We start from the raw sequence: 19851 nt of genomic DNA on the forward strand, positions 1-19851 counted from the left end.
AGGTAGAACATGAACAGATTGCGTCAGGTGAGCGGGCTGCTGCTGGCCCTCGCCCTACCGATCGCAGCGCCTTGCCTGGCCGATGTAAAGGCCGTCGGCGATGTACTGGAAAGCCCCGCGATGCAGGTGCCCAATGCCGAGATCGCGGTGTTCACCGACTTGGCCCGCGCCGGCGATCGCCTGGTGGCGGTGGGCGAGCGCGGCCTGGTGCTGCTCTCCGACGATAATGGCCAGCACTGGCGCCAGGCCAGCGTGCCGGTGTCGGTGGGGCTGACCGCCGTGCAGTTCGTCGACGCCAGCCATGGCTGGGCGGTCGGCCATGCCGGCGTGGTCCTGGCGACCACCGACGGTGGTGAAAACTGGGCGTTGCAGCTCGACGGCCGTCGCGCCGCGCAACTGGAGCTGGATGCCGCGCGCCATGAACTGCCGGCAGCGGCGGACGCCGAAGCCGCCGAGACCCGCGTGCAGACTGCCGAACGCCTGGTGGAGGAGGGCGCAGACAAGCCCCTCTTGGCCCTGGCCTTCAGCGATGCCGACCATGGGCTGGTGGTGGGGGCCTACGGTCTTGCCCTGCGCACCGAGGACGGCGGAACCACCTGGCGCTCGGTGATGGGCGCCATCGACAACCCTATGGGCCTGCACCTCTACGCCGTGGCCCGCCAGGGCGTTGCCTGGTTCCTTGCCGGCGAGCAGGGCTACCTGGCGCGTTCGCCGGATGGCCAGCAGTTCCATCAACTGGAGAGCCCCTACGCCGGCACCCTGTTCACCCTCGCCAGCCGTGCCGATGGGGCGCTGCTGATCGGCGGGCTCAAGGGGCACGCCTTCCTCCTCGCGAAAGACGCCGACAGCGCGGAAGCGTTGCCGATGATGGCGCCGCTTTCCTTCAGCGACGCCATCCGTCTGGATGACGGCCGTGTGCTCCTGGCCAACCAGGCCGGCGGCCTGTTCGCCAGCACGCCTGGCGCCTTCGCCCCAGCGGCCAAGCGCCTGGGCAAGCCGGTTTCAGGTCTGGTCCAGGCCGCCGACGGCACCCTGGTCTTTGCTGGTTTCACCGGCCTGTTGCGCCTGCCGCAGTCCGCCGTTTCCGCTTCGGAGTGAGTTCATGAATTCCGCTCGCCAAGCCATTCCGTCCGGCCAGGACGCGTTCGATCCCCGTTCCGGCTCGCTGGTGGAACGGGCCCTGTTCAACCACCGCCACTGGGTGCTGTTGCTGTGCCTGCTGACCACGGTGCTGCTCGGCTGGCAGTCCACTCGCCTGGAGCTCAACGCCAGCTTCGAGAAGATGATCCCCACCGGGCACCCGTACATTGCCAATTACCTGGACAACCAGAAGGAGCTGTCGGGGCTGGGCAATGCACTGCGCATCGCCGTGGCCAACCGCAAGGGGGATATCTACGACGCTGATTACCTCAAGACCCTGCAGGCCCTGAGCGATCGCATCTACCTGTTGCCCGGCGTCGACCGCGCCTACATGAAGTCCCTGTGGACGCCGGCCACCCGCTGGGTGTCGGTGACCGAAGAGGGCCTCGATGGCGGCCCGGTGATCCCCGACGAATACGACGGCAGCCCGGCGTCCCTGGGAGACCTGCGGCGCAACGTGCAGCTGTCCAACGAGATCGGCCAACTGGTGGCCTTTGACCAGCGTTCCAGCATCATCTACGTGCCGCTGCTGGCGCGTACGCCGGATGGCAAGCCGCTGGACTACCGCGCGCTGGCCGACCAGCTGGAGGCCCTGCGCATCCAGTACCAGAGCGACAGCGTCGATATCCACATCACCGGTTTCGCCAAGAAGGTGGGCGACCTGATCGAGGGGCTGGAGCAGATCCTGCTGTTCTTCGCTGTCGCCATTCTCATCACCACCGTGGTGCTCTATGGCTACACCCGCTGCGTGCGCAGCACCGTACTGGTGGTGCTCTGCTCGCTGGTGGCGGTGGTCTGGCAACTGGGCCTGCTGCCGCTGCTGGGCTACGAGCTGGACCCGTATTCGGTGCTGGTGCCCTTCCTGGTGTTCGCCATCGGCATGAGCCACGGCGCGCAGAAGATGAACGGCATCATGCAGGACATCGGCCGCGGCATGCACCGCGTGGTCGCGGCGCGCTTCACCTTCCGCCGCCTGTTCCTCGCCGGCCTCACCGCGCTGCTCTGCGACGCCGTCGGTTTCGCCGTGCTGATGATCATCCAGATCCAGGTGATCCAGGACCTGGCGATCATCGCCAGCATCGGCGTCGCCGTGCTGATCTTCACCAACCTGATCCTGCTTCCGGTGCTGCTCTCCTATGTCGGCGTCAGCCCGCGTGCCGCCGAACTCAGCCTGAAGAGTGAGCGAGCGGAGCAGGGCGGCCAGGCTAGGCACCCGTTCTGGCGTTTCCTCGACCTCTTCACCCGCAAGCCCTGGGCGGCGATCTGCGTGGGCGTCAGCCTGGTGATGGCGGTGCTCGGCTTCATGGTCAGCTTGCACCTGGCCATCGGCGACCTGGACGCCGGCGCCCCCGAGCTGCGCCCGGACTCGCGCTACAACCAGGACGACGCCTTCATGACCCGCAGCTACGGGGCCAGCAGCGATCTCTTCGCGATCATGGTGCGCACGCCGGACAGCGTATGCGCGCGCTACGACATCCTGCGCAAGGTGGACGAACTGGACTGGCAGCTGCGCAGCCTGCCGGGGGTGGATTCCACCAACTCCCTGGCGCTGCTCAACCGCCGCATGCTGGTGGGCCTCTCCGAAGGCAGCCCAAAGTGGTACGAGCTTCAGAACAACCAGGCGATGCTCAACATGATCACCGCCAGCGCACCGCGCGGTCTGTACAACGAGTCCTGCAGCCTGCTGACGCTCTACGTCTACCTGACTGATCACAAGGCCGAGACCCTGACCCGCCTGGTGGCGCACGTCGAAGCATTCGCCGCGGCCAACGACACGGACGAGGTGAAGTTCCAGCTGGCCGCCGGCAACGCCGGGATCGAGGCCGCCACCAACATCGTGGTCAAGGAAGCTAACCGCGAGATGCTGTTCTGGGTCTACGGCGCGGTGATCCTGCTCTGCCTCATCACCTTCCGCTCCTGGCGCGCGACCCTCTGCGCGGTGATTCCGCTGATGCTCACCTCGATCCTCTGCGAGGCGCTGATGGTGGGCCTGGGCATCGGCGTGAAGGTGGCCACGCTGCCGGTGATCGCCCTCGGGGTGGGCATCGGCGTCGACTACGCGCTCTACGTCATGAGCATCATGCTCGGCCACCTGCGTCACGGCGCGAGCCTCTCCGAGGCCTATTACCGGGCGCTGGTCTCCACCGGCAAGGTGGTGATGCTCACCGGGGTCACCCTGGCTATCGGCGTGGGCACCTGGATCTTCTCACCCATCAAATTCCAGGCCGACATGGGGGTGTTACTGGCGTTCATGTTCGTCTGGAACATGGTCGGAGCCCTGGTCCTGCTGCCGGCGCTCGCCTACTTCCTGCTTCCGGCGACCCGTCTTGGGGATGCGGTGACCGAAGACTCGGCGCTGCCGGCGCAACGGCGCGAGGCGCGTGCAGACCGGGCGCTGCTGCTGGACGCCGTGAATTCCTGAAACCACAGAACAACAACAAGAGCCGATCGCGATGACACGACTGATCACCACCTTGCGAAGCATCTGGAAAACCCTGCCTGCGGCTGTCGGGCATTACGCCGAAGGCGCCTATGGCTTCATGCCGGAGGTGCGCCATGAGCGCCGCTGAACGCCAGGCGGGCCTGCCGCAATCGCTGTTGCTGCTGATCGGCAGCTGCCTGCCGGTGCTCGGCGCGGTGCTCCTGGCGCCGGTGTTGCCGCGCATGCAGGCACACTTCGCGGAAACTCCGGGTGCCGCGGTATTGGCACCCATCGCCCTGACCATCCCGGCCCTGGTGATCGCCCTGTTGGCGCCCTTCGCCGGCATGATCGCCGACCGCCTCGGGCGCAAGCCGCTGCTGCTTGCTTCCATGCTGCTTTATGCCTTCTGCGGCCTGCTGCCGCTGTGGCTGGAGTCGCTGCCGGCGATAGTCGCCAGCCGCGCCGGCCTGGGCTTGGCGGAGGCGGGCATCATGACCTGCTGCACCACCCTGATGGGCGACTACTACCAGGGCGCGCGCCGCGAGCGACTGTTCGCCCTGCAGATGGTCGCCACTTCCCTGTCGGCCGCCGTGTTCATCGCCCTGGGCGGTGCCCTGGGGCAGGACGACTGGCGAACCCCGTTCGTGCTCTACGCCGTGGGTCTGCTGTTCATGCCGCTGATGGCGGCGCTGCTCTGGGAGCCCACGCCCAGCGTCGGCGACGTGCATGTAAGTGAAGCCGGTCGCTTCCCCTGGGGTGCGCTGCTGCCGCTGTACGGGCTAACGGTACTGGCGGGTATCAGCCTGTTCATCGTGCCGGTGCAGGCCGGTTTCCTGCTGGCCCTGCTGCATGTGGATGCGCCGCAGCAAATAGGCATGACCATGGGCGCCAATCAGCTGGGGGTGCTGGCCGGGGCCCTGAGCTTCCGCCTGCTGGCGGGGCTGCGCCGGCCGCTGCTCTTGCTGCTGGCGTTCGCCACCGCCGGGCTCGGCGGTTGGCTCATGGCCAGTGCCGCCAGCCATGCCCTGCTGATCGTGGCGGTGCTGGTCAATGGCCTGGGCATCGGCCTGCTGCTGCCGACCCTGATCACCTGGGTGATGAGCCAGGTCAGCTTCGCCCAGCGCGGACGGGCCACAGGCGGTTTCACCGCAGCCCTGTTCGCCGGCGAGTTTGTCAGCCCGCTGGTGGTGCTGGCCCTGACCCACGGCGAAGCCGGTGCGCTGCCGGCGGCCCTGGCTCTGGTGGCCATCGCCCAGTTGTTCCTGGCCGTCGCCTGCCTGGCACTGCCCTGGCTGTTCCGCCCGCTGGCTGCGCCGGCCACCAGCCTGTCCTGAACCTTTTCGGAGTACCCCATGGCCCATCCTCTGGATTCCGCCGCTGTCGACCAGCTGTTCCTCAAGGCCCGCTCGCATAACCTCTGGCAGGACCGCGAGGTGCCCGAGGCACTGATTCACCAGCTCTACCAGGCCCTGCGTCAGGGCCCCACCAGCAACAACTGCTGTCCGGCACGCTTCGTCTTCGTGCGCAGCCCGGAGGCCAAGAACCAGTTGTTGCCGGCCCTCAAGGGTCATAACGGCGACAAGATGCTGCAGGCGCCGGTGACCGTCATCGTCGCCTGGGACAGCCGCTTCTTCGAACTGTTGCCCGAGCTGTTCCCGATCTATGACGCCGGCGCGGCCTACCGTGAGAATCCGCAGGCGGCGTTTACCGCCGCGCTGCGCAACAGCAGCCTGCAGGGCGCCTACCTGATCCTCGCGGCGCGCGCCCTGGGCCTGGACTGCGGGCCCATGTCCGGCTTCGACAACGCCCAGGTGGACGCCACGTTCTTCCCGGACGGCCGCTGGCGCAGCAACTTCCTCTGCTGCCTGGGCTATGGCGATGACACGGGCCTGCGCCCCGCCGGACCCCGCCTGTCCTTCGAGCAGGGGTGCCGCATCCTATGAGCAGCTCGTTGTTTTCCCTCGAAGGCCGGGTCGCGCTGATCACCGGCGCCACCCGTGGTATCGGCCTGGCCATCGCCCGTGAGTACGGTCGCGCCGGTGCGCGCCTGGCGATCAGCAGCGAGAACGCCGACGACTGCCAGCGCGTGGCGGCCGAGCTGCGCGGCGAAGGCTTCGACGTGGCCGGCATTGCCGCGGACCTCGCCCAGCCGGACGAGGTTCGCGCACTGGCGCGGCAGGTGCTCGACCAGCACGGGCGGATCGATGCGCTGGTGTGCAATGCCGGCGTGGCGCCGCATTTCGGCCCGCTGCACAGTGCCGATGAAACGGCCTGGCGACTGACCATGGGGATCAACCTGGAAAGCGCTGTGTGGCTGAGCAACGAGCTGTTGCCTGTGATGGCGGAGCAGGGCGGCGGCAGCCTGGTGTTGATGGCCAGCATCGCCGGCGTACGCGGCAACAAGGCCCTGGGGCTCTACGGCCTGTCGAAGGCAGCCCTGGCCCAGCTGGCGCGCAACCTCGCGGTGGAGTGGGGCCCGGCCAACATTCGCGTCAACGCCATCAGCCCCGGTGTGATCCAGACCGAATTCGCCCGGCCCCTGACCGACAACCCCGAAGTGATGCAGCGCCGCCTGGAGCTGACTCCCCTGCGCCGGGTCGGCCGGCCGGAAGAGGTGGCGGCCTTGGCGTTGCTGCTGGCCGCCCCGGGCGGCGCCTTCATTAATGGACAGAACATCATCGTCGACGGTGGCACCACCATCGGCGACGGCAATTGAAAGGAGTTTCCATGCACGCACTTCCCCCCTTCAAGCGCGTGGTCACCGGCCACGACGCCACCGGCCAGGCCGTGGTTGCCATCGCCGGTCCGACGCCAAACAACTTCCCGCTCAAAGCGGTGCCCGGCACCCTGTTCTACGAGGTGTGGAACAGCGCCACTAGCCCGGCAACCCTGGACAACGGCGACGACCCCACCGCCAAGGCACTGCAACTGTCTCCCGACGCCCTGGGCAGCGTGATCCGCGTGGTGGATATCCCGCCGGACAGCGTGCAGAACCAGGTCAGCGCCGAAGACGCGGCCGCCGTCTTTGCCGAGATCGGTGAAGCCCACGCCGGCACTGGCAAGGCTGATTCGAAGCACAAGCTGATGCATCGCACCGAGACCCTGGACTACGGCATCGTCACCGAGGGGGAGGTCTGGCTGGTGCTGGATGGCGAGGAAATCCACCTCAAGCGCGGCGACATCGTGGTCCAGCGCGGCACCAACCACGCCTGGAGCAACCGCACCGAGGCCATGGCGCGGATGGTCTTCATCCTGCTGGACGGCCGCTACGCACCGGCGCTGGCGGAGGTGTTGAAATGAAGCTCGCCACCCTGGCCGATGGCAGCCGCGACGGGCGCCTGCTGCTGGTGTCCCGCGACCTGACCCGCGCGGTGGACGCCACCGATATCGCTCCCACGCTGCAGGCGGCGGTGGATCATTGGTGGAGCCTGGAAGAGGACCTGCGCAGCCGCTACGACGCTCTCAACCGGGGCGAACTCGAGGACGCCTTTGACTTTGATCCAGCCGACGTCCTGGCGCCGCTGCCCCGGGCCTGGCAATGGCTGGACGGCTCCTGCTTCCTCAGCCATGGCGAGCTGATGCAACGCGCGTTCAACCTCGATCCTATCGAAGGCGTGGAGATTACGCCGCTGATGTACCAGGGTGCTGGTGACGACTTCCTCGGCGCTCGCCAGGACATCCCGCTGCCCAACGAGGCCCATGGCATCGACTTCGAGGGTGAGTTCGCCGTGCTGGTGGACGAGGTGCCCATGGGCTGCACCGCGGAGCAGGCGCTGGGCCATATCCGCCTGGTGCTGCAGGTAAACGACGTCAGCCTGCGGGCCCTCGCACCCCAGGAAATGAAAACCGGCTTCGGCTTCGTCCAGGCCAAGTCCTCCTCCAGCTTCGCTCCGGTAGCGGTGACCCCAGACGAGCTGGGCGACGCCTGGCGCGACGGCCGTGTGCACTTGCCGCTGAACGTCGAATGGAACGGGCAGTGGTTCGGCCATCCCCATGGCGGTGCCATGCACTTCGGCTTCCACCAGTTGATTGCCCACGCGGCCCTGACCCGCCGCCTCGCCGCCGGCAGCATCCTGGGGTCGGGCACCGTTTCCAACGCCGATCGCAGTGTCGGCTCGGCCTGCATCGCCGAGCGTCGCGCCATCGAGATGATCGCCCGGGGGGCGCCAGCCACCGGCTTCATGCGCTTTGGCGACAGGGTGCGCATGGAGGCGCGCAACAGCGACGGATCAGTGCTGTTCGGCGCCATCGACCAGCGGGTGATCCAGGGAGGCTCGCCATGCGCGTGATGGTCACCGGGGCTGGGGGCTTTCTCGGCCGGCAACTGGTCCAGCGCCTGCTGGAGTCGGGCAGCCTGCGCGGCCACAGGATTGAGGCGCTGGTGCTGCTCGACCAGCGTCTCGACGGCTTCGCGGCGGACCACCGCCTGCGTCTGCTGGAGGGCAGCATCACCGATCCCACACTGCTGCGCAGGGCCCTGGCCGACGGCATGGACGTGGTCTTCCACCTGGTGAGCATCCCCGGTGGCGCGGCGGAGCGTGAGTATGGCCTGGGTCACCAGGTCAACCTGCTAGCCAGCCTGGAGCTGCTGGATCAGCTGCGCCGCACGGCACGCCCAGCGGTGTTGGTGTACGCCAGCAGCGTGGCGGTGTACGGCGCCGACCTGCCCAAGCGCATGGACGAGGGGCTGATGCCACGCCCGGCGCTGTCCTACGGCGCCCACAAGCTGATGGTGGAAACCCAGATCAGCGACCTGGCCCGCCGTGGCGAAGTGGATGGCCGCGCCTTGCGGCTGCCCGGCATCGTCGCACGGCCCCGCGAGCCCAATGGGTTGCGCTCGGCCTTCATGAGCGACCTGATGCATGCCCTGGCTGCAGGCGAAGCCTATGAGTGCCCGGTGTCTCCCAGCGCCACCGCCTGGTGGATGTCGGCTCGCTGCTGCGTCGACAACCTGCTGCATGCCGCCGAACTCGACAACCCCGGGGCGCAACCCATCTGGCAACTGCCGGTGCTGCAACTGTCCGTCGCCCAGGTGGTCGAGGCACTGGCCGAAGCCTTCGGCGACGACCGCCGGGAGCTGGTCAGCTACCAGCCCGACGCCGGCCTGGAGGCCCTGTTCGGCCGCTACCCACCCCTGCGTACGCCACTGGCCCGGACCCTGGGCTTCCGCCACGACGGCTCGGCCCAGGCCCTGGTGCGCAACGCGCTGAGTGCCACGTCCCGGCGTACCCACGCCATTGAACGAACCGCTTGAGAACCGCCGCCATGACCCTTGCCCGCAAACGCCGCCTGGTCGACCTTTCCGTCACCCTGGACAACAACCCCTACACCGATCCGCCGCCGCTTCTGCCGAGGATCGACTACATGGACCACCAGCAGGGTTGGCCGGAAATGGCCGCGATGTTCCCCGGCCTGTCCATCGACCAGATGCCGGGCAATGAGTCATGGGCTGCCGAGCGCCTGGCGATTACCACCCACAGCGGCACCCACATGGACGCGCCCTGGCACTACGCCTCCACCACCGATGGCGGCAAGCCGGCGTTCGGCATCGACGAACTGCCCCTGGAGTGGTGCCTGCAGCCGGGGGTGAAGCTGGATTTCCGCCAGCTGCCCGACGGCCATGTGGTCACTGCCGCCGAAGTGGAAGCCGAACTGGCACGCATCGGTCACGAGCTGCAACCGCTGGACATTGTGCTGGTGAACACACGCGCCGGCAGCTTGTTCGGTCAGCCGGGCTACCTAGAAGCCGGTGTCGGCATGGGCCGTGAAGCCACGCTTTACCTGCTGGAGCGCGGCGTGCGGGTGGTGGGTACCGACGCCTGGAGCTGGGACGCGCCGTTCAAGTACACCCGCGAGCGTTTCGCTGAATCGGGCGATGCCTCGATCATCTGGGAAGGCCACAAGGCCGGGCGCGACATCGGCTACGGCCAGATGGAAAAGCTCGCCAACCTCGACAGCCTGCCGGTGAGCGGCTTCCTGGTGTCCTGCTTCCCCTACAAGATCAAGCATGCCTCGGCGGGCTTCGTCCGCGCGGTGGCCATCTTCGAAGACTGAGAACAGGAGCTCCCCGTGCGCTTTCCCCTGCTGCTGCTTGCCTTGGCCTGCCTGGCGTCGCTTCATGCCGGCGCCGCCGAGCGGCCCAATATCCTGCTGATCGTCGCCGATGACCTGGGTTACTCGGACCTGGGCGCCTTCGGTGGCGAGATCGCCACGCCGAACCTGGATCGCCTGGCCGAAAGCGGCCTGCAGCTGACCAACATGTACGCTGCGCCCACCTGTTCGCCGACGCGGGCGATGCTGATGTCCGGCACCGACAACCACCTGGCCGGGCAGGGCACCATGGGTGAGGCGATCCAGCCCTTCCAGCGCGGCAAGCCGGGTTACGAGGGTTACCTCAACCAGCAGGCTCATTCCATCGCCGAGCTGCTGCAGGGTGGTGGCTACCGCACCAGCATGGTAGGCAAGTGGCACCTGGGCCTAGCCCCGGAGCAGGGGCCCGACCGGCGCGGCTTCGAGCAGTCTTTCACCCTGCTGGAGGGCGGCGCCGTGCACTTCAAGCCGACGGCGGGCGCCGCGACCAAGCTCGAACAGGTCACCTACCGTGAGAACGGTCGCCCGGTGGAGCTGCCGGCGGATTTCTACTCCACGGATTTCTACACCGACAGGCTGATCGGCTACCTGAAGGCGGGGGAAGGCAGCGGCAAGCCCTTCTTCGCTTACGCCGCCTACACCTCGCCACACTGGCCGCTACAGGCGCCGGAGGCTTACCTGGACAAGTACCGGGGTCGCTACGACGGCGGTTATGACGCAATCCGCCAGGGGCGAATCGAGCGAATGAAGACCATGGGCCTGCTGCCCGCGGACTTCCAGAGTGCCGCGCCTTTGCCCGCGAGCCCGCAACTTCCCGATTGGGATCACCTGAACGCCGCGCAGAAGCGCGTCGAGGCCCGCAAGATGGAGATCTACGCGGCCATGGTCGACAACCTCGACCACAACGTCGGTCGCCTGCTCGACTACCTGCGCCAGAGCGGCCAACTGGACAACACCCTGGTGGTGTTCATTTCCGACAATGGCGCTGCCGGCGAGCGCCACGAGCAGTTCTACCCAGCCGGGCCCGACACCGACAACACCCTGGCGAACATTGGCCGGCGCGGCTCGCAGATCGACTACGGACTGCGTTGGGCCGAGGTGAGCGCGGCGCCCCTGCGGCTGTTCAAGGGCAGCACCGCCGAGGGCGGCATCAGCGTCCCGGCCATCGTCCTGCTGCCGGCCAGCCTTCGTCGCCAGGGCCTGGAGCGCAGCGTCGCGCGGGTGGACGACCTGGCGCCGACCTTCCTCGCCCTGGCTGGTCTGCCCGATCCGGGCGACAGCTGGAACGGCCAGCCGAAGCACCCCATCACCGGCCGTTCGATGCTGCCCATGCTGGAAGGCCAGGGCCGCCCCGAACCAGTCATGGCCGGGGAGCTGTTCGGCAGCCGCTACTACCGCGAAGGCAACCTGAAACTGCTCGGCCTGGTGCCCTGGGGCAAGCCCGGTGACGTTCCGCCGCCGCTCCGCTGGCAGCTGTTCGACCTGTCCCGGGATCGCGGCGAGCAGCGGGACCTGGCAGCTGAACAGCCGGCGACCCTGGAGCGCCTCAAGGGGGCCTGGCTGGACTATGCGCGCCGGGTCGGAGTGGTCGCGCCGCCGGTTGCAGGGGTGCAATGAGGCCGAAGCGCCTGTGCCGCATCGCCCTGGACTCCAACGAGGCGATGGGTTTCGTTCCTCTACCCATCCTACGGGCTGGAGTCAGTTCGTAGGATGGATCGGGCGGTGTGCGCCGTGCACCCTACGCCCGGCGCAGCGGCAGGTCCTCCAGGCGCAGGGCGATCAGCAGCGGTAGCAGGGCGACCAGGCTGTCCAGCAGCAACAGCTGGCGGAAGGCCTCGCCGGCGAGTGCGCCGCCGGCCAGTTCGAGGGCGTCGCTCGGCGCCTCCGGCGAGAGCAGCCAGTAAAGGCTGGACAATGCTGCTACCCCTAGTGCACCGCCGAGGCCGCGCGAGAGGCCGCAGAGACCGGTGGCGACGCCCAGGTGCTCGGTCGGCACGGCGTTCTGCACCGCCACCAGGGAGGTGGGGAACTGCATGCCGAGGGCGGCGCCACAAAGCAGCAGCACCAGCAGATGACCGCCGGCGGACAGCGGTAGCCAGGCCCAGGCCAACAAGGCCAACGGCAGCAGTGCGCTGCCGGTGACCAGCAGGCCTTTGTAGCGACCCCAGTGGGCGCTCAGCCGTCCCCCAAGGTAGGCGCCAAGGGGCGCACCGAAGGCGATGGCGGTGAGCTGTGCGGTGCTGCTGGAAAACCCCTGGCCACTGGTATGCAGGGGAATCAGCACGGCGAGGCCAATCGCCTGGAAACTGGCGAAGAACAGCAGCAGCCAGCCGCCCCGCGCCGTCGCGATGCGTAACAGCGGCAGGGGGATGAGCGGATCGCTGGCGCGCTTCTGGCTGGCGACGAACAGCGGCAGTGCCACGGCGCACAACCCCAGCGCGGCGAGGTTGCCGGCGTCCAGAGGATCCACCGCGTGGCCGACACGGCCAACCAGCCAGAGCAGGGAGGCCAGGCCAAGAGACAGCAGGGCGGCGCCCAGGTAGTCGATGGGTGAGTCTCGGCGCTGCTGCACCAGGGACTTCAGCGCGGGGCGCGCCAGCAGGAAGCACAGTACCCCCAGGGGCAGGTTCAGCCAGAACACCCAGTGCCAGGACAGCCGCGTGCTGAGGCCGGTACCCAGCACTGGCCCGGCAAGGCTCGCCAGGGCGAACATGCTGCTGAACCAGCCCTGGTAGCGGCCGCGCTCGGCGGGCTCCACCAGGTCGCCAACCAGGGCCTGGGTAGTGGCCATGAGGCCGCCGGCGCCGATGCCCTGCAGCAGCCTGGCAGCCACCAATTCACCCATGTCGCGGGCCAGCGCGCAAAGCACTGAGGCCAGGACGAACAGCAGCAGGGCGACGGCCAGCATCCGCCGGCGACCCAACTGGTCGCCCAGTTTGCCGAACAGCGGCGTGGCCACCGTCATCGCCAGCAGATAACCGGAAACCACCCAGGCCAGCAGTTCGGCACCGGACAGTTGGCGGGCTATGGCGGGCAGGGCGGCGGCCACGATGGTCTGGTCGAGGGCGGCCATGAACAGGCCCAGCATCAGGCCGGGCAGCAGGCTGCGCAATTGCGCATGGCCGGCGGGGAGGTGGCGGGGTGGCGCGTTCATCGAATTCCTTGGCGGGAGGTCGGTGGCGTGACGAATGGCGTACAGGTTAAGGGATTGACCGATGTCCCTTACAGCCTGTCGCCATGGGGAACACCGGTCCGAGGGGATGAAAAAGGCGGAGCCCATGCCTTGTGGGCGGGGTCCGTGGCGTTGGCGAAGTGACTGATCGTCACCATGCCATGGGCGCAAAAAGACTCCCGGGCCAGCCGGCTCCCGGGAGTTGAGGCGGCAGGTTCCCCTTGCCCGGGGCGTGCGGCTCCGGGGGTGTGCCTGCCGATGACGACGGAGCGCGTCAATGCTTGGGCGGCGGACCACCCGGTGCCCATTTTTCCTGGTAGTGGAACAGGAAATACTGTGAATTGTCCGCGCCGGGCAGAGCCTCACGGGCAGTCCAGCTTTCGTCGTGCAAGTCCATGTCGGCGTCGTACTCCACGTGGCAGCCCATGGGGCTGTTGAAGTACCAGAACCAGTTGGAACCCAACTGGTGGCGGCCGGGGCCCCAGAACGACTCGTAGCCCTTCTCCACCAAACGGGTGCCGGCCAGCATCACTTCGGTGGGGCCGCCCATGTGGAAGGTGAAGTGCTCAATGCCCTTCATGAACGGAGGTGTCTGGATCAGGAACAGGGTGTGGTGGTCCAGGGTGCCGGCCGGGCGCAGGAACGGCCCGACATCGGTGAAGCGGTCGGTGCAGACGAAGCCGATGCGCTGGTAGAAGGCTTCCGCCTTGGCGTAGTCAGGGACGAAGTAGACGACATGGGACAGGCTGCGGGGCAGGGCGGCCAGCTCGTCGCTGGCGCCCAGGGTATTGACCTCGCGGCTGAAGCTGGAACCAGGCGCGTTGCTGATCTCGCCGGGCAGGTCGAGAGTGCGTCGGCAGGTAATCTGGAAACCGAGGGCAAAGCCCATGTCATCCACTACGCGGAGAACGCCGTCTTTACCACGAACAACGTCGCGATCTCTCGACAGCTCGGCCTCGATGGCCTGAAGAGTCGCTTCGTCGGCAACGCCATAGACCGTTTCACGAAGAGTGCTGGCGGTTTCCATCGCCTTCGACAGGCGCGCGTCGTCGCGATGGCGAATGACGACGCCGGTGCCGTCCAGGGCTTCCAGGTAGCCGCCGGTTGCGTCGAGACCGCGTGGCTTGAGTCCATAGTCGGTGAGGTATTGCACGCAGGCGTCAACGTCGTCGACGCCGAACACCAGGTAATCAGGTCCGATGATATTCATGGTCGGATTCTCGTTTTGGCAATCAGGCGGTACGGCCGCCGAGGGTCTCGGCGACCCAGTCGGCGATGTACTGGCCGGCATTGATGGAGTTGTCGAAGCTGGAGTGCTGCACACCGCCTTCGCGCGGGGTGAAGATCTTCAGTTCGCGCTTCGGGCTGTTCACCAACTGCTCGTAGGTACGGTGGGCCCACTTCAGCGGGATTTGCGAATCCTGTTCGCCGTGGGTGACCAGGAAGGGGACCTTGATGCGTTCCACCACACCGTCCAGGTGGACGTTCTCGGCGATGGTCATGAACTCGTCGACGTCCTTGCCGCCCCAGACCCAGCGCACGTGCTCCCAGTAGTGCGGCACCGGGAAGCTACCCTCGCGCTCCAGACGGCGTTTCTGCACGTCGCGCCAGTCATGGTTGGCGCCCCAGACCACACCACAGGCGAAGCGCGGTTCGAAGGCCACCACGCGGGGGCAGTAGTAGCCGCCGAGGGACACGCCTTCGCAGCCGATGCGGCTGGCGTCCACGTCCTCGCGGGTCTCCAGCCAGTCGAAGACGCGGCTGCCCCAGTGCTCAGCGTCGTAGCGGGCCTTCAGGTCATGTAGGCGCAGGGCCTCGCCGGTGCCCGGCTGGTCGATCAGCAACGAGGACACGCCACGCTTGGCCAGCCACATCGGCAGGCCGACGCGGTATTTCATTTCCTTGGTGGAATCCAGGCCGTTTAGCTGCACCAGCAGCGGTGCGGGGCCTTCCACACCCTCGGCACGAACGTACAGGCCGGAGATGACCTTGCCCTCGTAGGGGATCTCCACCCGTTCGCAGTTCTCGCCAGAGAGGGCGATGCCGCGGGCGAAGGTGTCGAGGAAGCGTTGGTACAGTTCCAGACGGCCGGGGGCACCGTGGGCCTGGAGGCGTTCACAGGTCAGGTAGTAGGTGGCGGCGCGGTTGTACTTCTCGCCGGCCGAGAGCAGGCGGCCTTTCACTTCGTCCTCGCGGGCGAGGTCACAGAGCTTGTCGGCCATTTTCGACCAGGTTTCACGGAAGGCCCGGGTACCGGCGGCGTCGGGTTGTTTGGCGGCGTCCTGCAGGGGTTCGCACATCTCGACGATCTCGCCGATGCGGGCGCCCATTTCCAGGGCCAGGTCCACCGAGAGATTCCAGACGTAGTTCGTAGGGAAGTAACGGAACATGTTGTTGTTTTCCTTCTTCTGATCCGGGGCGCGCCTTCGCGGCGGTTGGCGCTGGGCGCAGGGCGGGCGCTCCCTGGATGACTGCTCCCGCATCAGGCAGTGATACGGGCGTCGACCACCCGGCTGGGGCGGCCCTGGCAAGCTCGCATGGGGGTAGGAATTGGACAAATCGCTTGTTCGGATGCCAGCTATCTGCCGGCGAGATACCTTGCGGCAACCATGGCCAACGGCGATGCCTCGCATCGCCAGTCTCGATTGGTTGGCTTGCAGCCGGGCTGGCTAGGGTACGCGGCCGCGCTTCCTGCGCCCGATCCGATGAGGAGGATGCCCTTGCCCGTTACCGCTCCACGACACGAAAGAATCGCCACCTCGCTGTGGCGCTGGCTCGGCCACCTGAGCGTCGGCGGCAAGCTGTCTCTGGGCTTCGGCCTGGTGTTGGCCTGCACCCTGGGCATGGCCGTGGCCGCCTGGCAGGCGCTGCAGCTCACTCAGGCGAGTGCGGCCCAGCTGCGTGCACTCGACCACCTCCAGGCTGCACTGGCGGAGGCGCGTCTGGCGGAGCGGGCGTATGGCCTGGCGCCGTCGGCGGGCGCAGCAGGGGAGGTCGAGGCCGGGTTGCGCCGGCTACGTGACGAGGCCCCACGGGTGGGCTCCGGAGACGTCTTCCGAGCGGCCCTGGAGGCCAGCGCCCAGGGTTATCTGGAGGCCTTCCGGGGCTATGCTGACGCTCGCCGCGTGGCGCTGGACGCTCGGTTGCGCATGCAGGGTCTGGCGGAGGACACCGGCGAGCGTTTCAGCGGGCTGTTCCTCGACCAGGCGGATGACATCAATCTCGCGCTGGAGCAGGGTGCCGTGGTGGAGCCGCAGCAGATGCAGTTGCTGGAAGAGGCGGCCAGCCTGCGTGAGCGCCTGGCCCACCTGCGGGACTCCGAACTGTATTTTTCCCTGGAGGCGCATAAGCGCTACCGGGATGATTGGGAGAATCGGGTTAGCGAGCTGGGCAGCGCCCTGGCCAGCCTGGCCTCGCGCCTGGACGGCGAGCGGCGTGGTTCGCTCGACGAGGCGAGTCGCACGCTGGACCAGTATCGCCAGGCGTTCCTGCGCTTTGCCGCCAGCGGTGAAACCGCCGCCACCGCCCAGGCCGGCATGGCTAGCGCCGCCCTGCAGCTGACGACCCTGCTGGAGCGGGAACGGACGCTGCGCGCCGAGGCCGATGGCGCGATGCGCAAGCGCCTCGACCTGCAGCTGCTGGCCATGGTGCTGCTGGCGCTGGTGGCGAGCGTCGGCGCCTGCCTGGCGATCCGCCGCGCCATCGTCGCACCGTTGCGGCAGATGCTCGGCCTCGCCCGGCGGGTCGCGGCCGGCGACCTGGAGGAGGGGCCGCTGCCCGCTGCGCGGCGAGATGAACTGGGCCAATTGGGCGAAGCCATCGGCCAGATGCTCTCGGCGCTGCGCGCCCTGGTCGGGCGGATAGGCGCGGAAGTGGCGCGGCTCGACCAGGCCGCCGGGTCCCTGGCCGGGATGGTCGAGCGCACCGGGCAGGGGGTGGATGCCCAGCGCCAGCAGGCCGACCGCGTTGCCGACGCCATGCGCCACATGACCCGTTCGGCGGCCCAGGTGAGCGCCCAGGTGGACGGCAGTCAGGCCGCCCTGGCGGACGCGGGAACGCTGATCCGCGAGGGCGACGCACTGATGCGCGAGGCCAGCGAAAGCCTGCAGCGGCTGTCACGGGAAATGAGCGGCAGCGCCGCGTCCATGCAGGTGCTGGAAGCCCAGAGCGAGGCCATCACCGCGGTGCTCGACGTGATCAGTTCGGTGGCGGAGCAGACCAATCTGCTGGCCCTGAACGCCGCCATCGAGGCGGCTCGCGCGGGTGAGCACGGCCGGGGTTTCGCCGTGGTGGCGGACGAGGTGCGTGCCCTGGCCGGGCGCACGCGCAGCTCCACCGGCGAGATCGAGGCGATGATCCAGCGGCTCGGCCAACTGACGCGGGAAACCGCCGAGGGGCTGCGCGGCAGCCAGCGCCTGACCGCCGAGGGAGTGGACCTGGCCGGTCGCGCCAGCGGCGTGTTGGCCTCCATCACCGAAGCCATGGGGCAACTCGAACACACCGGCCTGACCATCGCCCAGGCCGCCGCCCAGCAGCATGAAATGGTCTGTCGGGTGGACGAGTCGGTGGGCAAGGTGGGCGCGGTGGTGGAGCAGAACGCGCGGGACTGCGCCGAGCTGGAGGCGGCGTCCGGCAGCCTGCAGCTGCTCAGCGCCAGCCTCGGCGGAGCGGTGGGCGCGTTCCACCAGAGCCAGGGTGCCTGAGGCTTAGGGCGAGACCGGAGACTCCGGCCGCTGGAGCATGTCGATCAGCTTTTCCCGCAGCCAGCGCAGCATGGGGTCGCGGTCCAGACTGCGGTGCCAGCTCATGTACTCCTGCATCGCCGGCAACTCCACCGGCGGTGGCAGGATGCGCAGCGGCAGATTGCGCGCGTAGAGCCGCGCCAGGCGGCTGTGCATGGTGGCGACGCGCTCGGTGCCGATCACCAGCTGGGGCAGGGTGTTGAAGTCGTGGGTAATGACTTCCAGGCGGCGCTTGCAGCCGTACTGGGACATGAACCACTCCTCGATGCCCGGCGTACGGCTGCGGCCGAAGGCGACGCTGACGTGCCCCAGCTCCAGGTAGCGCTCCAGGGTCAGGCGCTCACCGACGCTGGCGTTCTGATCCCACACCACGCACACGTGCTGCTCCTCGAACAGGAGTTGGGAAGGGTGTTCCTTCACGACGTAATGCTCCGGCGCGATCATCAGGTCCACCTCGCCGCGCATCAGCATCTCGACGGCGGTCTCGCCGGGGCTGATGAGTTCGAAGGTCACCTGCGGCGCCTCGTGGTTGATCTCGCGGATTACCTCGGCGAAGAGCACGCTGATCAGGTAGTCCGAGGCCATGATGCGGAAGTGCCGCTTGCTCTCGGAAATGTCGTAGACCGGCTTGGCGGTGATGGAGGTCTGGATCTTCAGCAGGACCTCGCGTACCGGGATCTCCAGTTCCTTGGCCAATGGGGTGGGCATCATCTTGCGGCCCACCTGCACCAGCAGGTCGTCCTCGAAATAGGTGCGCAGGCGGCCCAGCACACCGCTGGTGGCCGATTGGGTCATGTGCAGGCGGGCGGCGGCGCGGGTGATGTTCTGTTCTTCCAGCAGTACATCCAGGGCCACCAGGAGGTTCAGGTCCAGGTGCTTGAAGCGCATGTCAGGCGTCTCTTGTTGTATTTATTTTCGCGATACCCTGCATCCCGACTAACGATTAGTCAAATTGTTCCCGCCTTCCTAGCCTGTGCTTCCAAGGACCGCTCTGCGGTCCCCCTTCCCGAAAACGCTCGCCCGGGCCGCCGTGCTCGCGATGTCCCGTGCGTCACACAACAAGAACAAGGATTCATCCATGAGCGATATCAGCAAGGTACTCATCGTCGGTGGTGGCATCGGTGGTCTCTGCGCGGCCATCGCGCTGCGCCGCCAGGGCATCCCGGTGGACCTGGTGGAGATCAAGTCCGAGTGGACTGTCTACGGCGTCGGCATCATCCAGCAGAGCAACGTGGTGCGTGAAATGGCCCGACTCGGCGTTCTCGATCGCTATCTGGACGCCGCCTATGCCTTCGACGACGTGGGCATCTACGACCTGCAGGGCAACGCCCGGGTGCGGATCCCCGGTCAGCGACTGGCGGGCCCGGAGTACCCGGCCAACGTCGGCATTTCGCGCCTGGCCCTGCACCAGGTGCTGAGCGGCACCGCCATCGAACTCGGCGCCCAGGTGCGCCTCGGGCTCACGGTTGAGTCCTTCGAACAGGACGCCACGGGCGTCGACGTGACCTTCACCGACGGCAGCACCGGCCGCTACGACCTGGTGGTGGGCGCCGACGGCGTCTACTCGAAGATCCGCGGCATGCTCTTCGGTGAGACCTACACGCCGCGTTTCACCGGCCAGGCGGTGTGGCGCTACAACTTCCCCCGGCACAGTTCGATCGACCACCTGGCCAGCTACACCGGCGCCGAGGGCAACGCCGGCCTGGTGCCACTGGCCGACAACCTGATGTACATGTTTTCCACTTCCCACGAGCCGGGTAACCCCTGGTACGAGCCGGAGCATTTCGCCGAGCTGATGCGCGACCGCATCAAGCACATCGGCGGCCTGGTGGGCGAGCTGCGCGAGCAGATCACCGACAGCAGCCAGGTGGTGTACAAGCCCATGGAGGTGGTGTTCGTCGACGAGCCCTGGTTCAAGGGGCGCGTGCTGCTGATTGGCGACGCCGCCCACGCCACCACGCCGCACCTGGGGCAGGGCGCCGGCATGGCCATTGAGGACGCCCTGGTGCTGAGCCTGGAACTGGCCGGCGGCGGTTCGCTGGAAGCACGCCTGGAGCGCTTCATGGCGCGCCGCTTCGAGCGCTGCAAATACATCAGCGAGAACTCCATCCTCGCCGGGGATCGCGAGATGGCCCACGACGCCAGCTTCGACCGCATCGGTCTGACCAAGGCCATGCTGGCGCGCACCGCCGAGCCCATCTGAGCCCACGGCCGGTCCCGAACCCCGCTCCACTCTCCCGCGTATCCGCTCCCGCGTATCCGCTCCCGCGGATGCGCGGCCTTGT

General features: G+C 67.6%; 16 protein-coding genes. 12 read left to right on the forward strand and 4 right to left on the reverse strand.

Features of this window, described 5'->3' with window-relative positions; translation table 11 throughout:
* The first annotated feature begins 9 nt into the window (after nt 1-9).
* The 10 genes from E8E75_RS12745 (at nt 10) to E8E75_RS12790 (ending at nt 11269) form a co-directional block, all read left to right on the forward strand.
* Entirely contained in the window at nt 10-1098 is a 1089-nt protein-coding gene (locus E8E75_RS12745; RefSeq protein ID WP_280359037.1) for a YCF48-related protein, read from the forward strand.
* Nucleotides 1099-1102: 4 nt separating this feature from the next.
* The gene (locus E8E75_RS12750) at nt 1103-3562 is read left to right on the forward strand and encodes an MMPL family transporter (RefSeq protein ID WP_280359039.1); all 2460 of its coding nucleotides are present in this window, start codon (nt 1103-1105) and stop codon (nt 3560-3562) included.
* A 134-nt stretch (nt 3563-3696) separates the two neighbouring features.
* Nucleotides 3697-4896: an MFS transporter gene (locus E8E75_RS12755; RefSeq protein WP_280359040.1), complete on the forward strand. Its 1200-nt coding sequence runs from the start codon at nt 3697-3699 to the stop codon at nt 4894-4896.
* A gap of 18 nt (nt 4897-4914) precedes the next feature.
* Nucleotides 4915-5505: a malonic semialdehyde reductase gene (locus E8E75_RS12760; protein WP_280359042.1), complete on the forward strand. Its 591-nt coding sequence runs from the start codon at nt 4915-4917 to the stop codon at nt 5503-5505.
* The gene (locus E8E75_RS12765; protein ID WP_280359044.1) at nt 5502-6278 is read left to right on the forward strand and encodes an SDR family oxidoreductase; all 777 of its coding nucleotides are present in this window, start codon (nt 5502-5504) and stop codon (nt 6276-6278) included. The genes E8E75_RS12760 and E8E75_RS12765 overlap by 4 nt, the downstream gene beginning before the upstream one ends.
* Before the next feature lie 11 nt (nt 6279-6289).
* Entirely contained in the window at nt 6290-6862 is a 573-nt protein-coding gene (locus E8E75_RS12770) for a cupin domain-containing protein (protein WP_280359045.1), read from the forward strand.
* The gene (locus tag E8E75_RS12775) at nt 6859-7851 is read left to right on the forward strand and encodes a fumarylacetoacetate hydrolase family protein (protein WP_280359047.1); all 993 of its coding nucleotides are present in this window, start codon (nt 6859-6861) and stop codon (nt 7849-7851) included. Before E8E75_RS12770 ends, E8E75_RS12775 begins: the two co-directional genes overlap by 4 nt.
* Nucleotides 7842-8816 carry an NAD-dependent epimerase/dehydratase family protein gene (locus E8E75_RS12780; protein WP_280359049.1) on the forward strand — a complete coding sequence of 325 codons (975 nt, stop codon included), beginning with the start codon at nt 7842-7844 and terminating at the stop codon, nt 8814-8816. Before E8E75_RS12775 ends, E8E75_RS12780 begins: the two co-directional genes overlap by 10 nt.
* Before the next feature lie 11 nt (nt 8817-8827).
* Nucleotides 8828-9616 carry a cyclase family protein gene (locus tag E8E75_RS12785; RefSeq protein ID WP_280359051.1) on the forward strand — a complete coding sequence of 263 codons (789 nt, stop codon included), beginning with the start codon at nt 8828-8830 and terminating at the stop codon, nt 9614-9616.
* Between the two features lie 15 nt (nt 9617-9631).
* Complete coding sequence (locus tag E8E75_RS12790) at nt 9632-11269, forward strand: arylsulfatase (protein ID WP_280359053.1); 1638 nt, start codon at nt 9632-9634, stop codon at nt 11267-11269.
* Nucleotides 11270-11390: 121 nt separating this feature from the next.
* Here the strand turns inward: E8E75_RS12790 and E8E75_RS12795 are convergent, their stop codons facing one another.
* The 3 genes from E8E75_RS12795 to E8E75_RS12805 form a co-directional block, all read right to left on the reverse strand.
* A complete protein-coding gene (locus E8E75_RS12795) occupies nt 11391-12806 on the reverse strand; it encodes an MFS transporter (RefSeq protein ID WP_280359055.1) in 1416 nt (471 codons plus the stop codon).
* Between the two features lie 292 nt (nt 12807-13098).
* Nucleotides 13099-14034: a VOC family protein gene (locus E8E75_RS12800; protein WP_280359057.1), complete on the reverse strand. Its 936-nt coding sequence runs from the start codon at nt 14032-14034 to the stop codon at nt 13099-13101.
* 22 nt (nt 14035-14056) lie between these two features.
* Nucleotides 14057-15214 carry a prolyl oligopeptidase family serine peptidase gene (locus E8E75_RS12805; RefSeq protein ID WP_280359058.1) on the reverse strand — a complete coding sequence of 386 codons (1158 nt, stop codon included), beginning with the start codon at nt 15212-15214 and terminating at the stop codon, nt 14057-14059.
* A gap of 324 nt (nt 15215-15538) precedes the next feature.
* Here E8E75_RS12805 and E8E75_RS12810 point away from each other — a divergent pair, with 324 nt between their 5' ends.
* Nucleotides 15539-17527 carry a methyl-accepting chemotaxis protein gene (locus tag E8E75_RS12810; RefSeq protein WP_280359060.1) on the forward strand — a complete coding sequence of 663 codons (1989 nt, stop codon included), beginning with the start codon at nt 15539-15541 and terminating at the stop codon, nt 17525-17527.
* Between the two features lie 3 nt (nt 17528-17530).
* On the opposite strand, the gene E8E75_RS12815 is transcribed toward E8E75_RS12810, so the two are convergent.
* A complete protein-coding gene (locus tag E8E75_RS12815; protein ID WP_077522268.1) occupies nt 17531-18454 on the reverse strand; it encodes a LysR family transcriptional regulator in 924 nt (307 codons plus the stop codon).
* A gap of 190 nt (nt 18455-18644) precedes the next feature.
* Between E8E75_RS12815 and E8E75_RS12820 the strand changes: the two genes are divergently transcribed.
* On the forward strand, nt 18645-19769 hold the full coding sequence (locus E8E75_RS12820; protein ID WP_280349329.1) for an FAD-dependent oxidoreductase: 1125 nt from the start codon (nt 18645-18647) through the stop codon (nt 19767-19769).
* Nucleotides 19770-19851 lie beyond the last annotated feature (82 nt).

Source organism: Pseudomonas sp. BN606 (assembly GCF_029873115.1).
Taxonomy (GTDB): Bacteria; Pseudomonadota; Gammaproteobacteria; order Pseudomonadales; family Pseudomonadaceae; genus Metapseudomonas.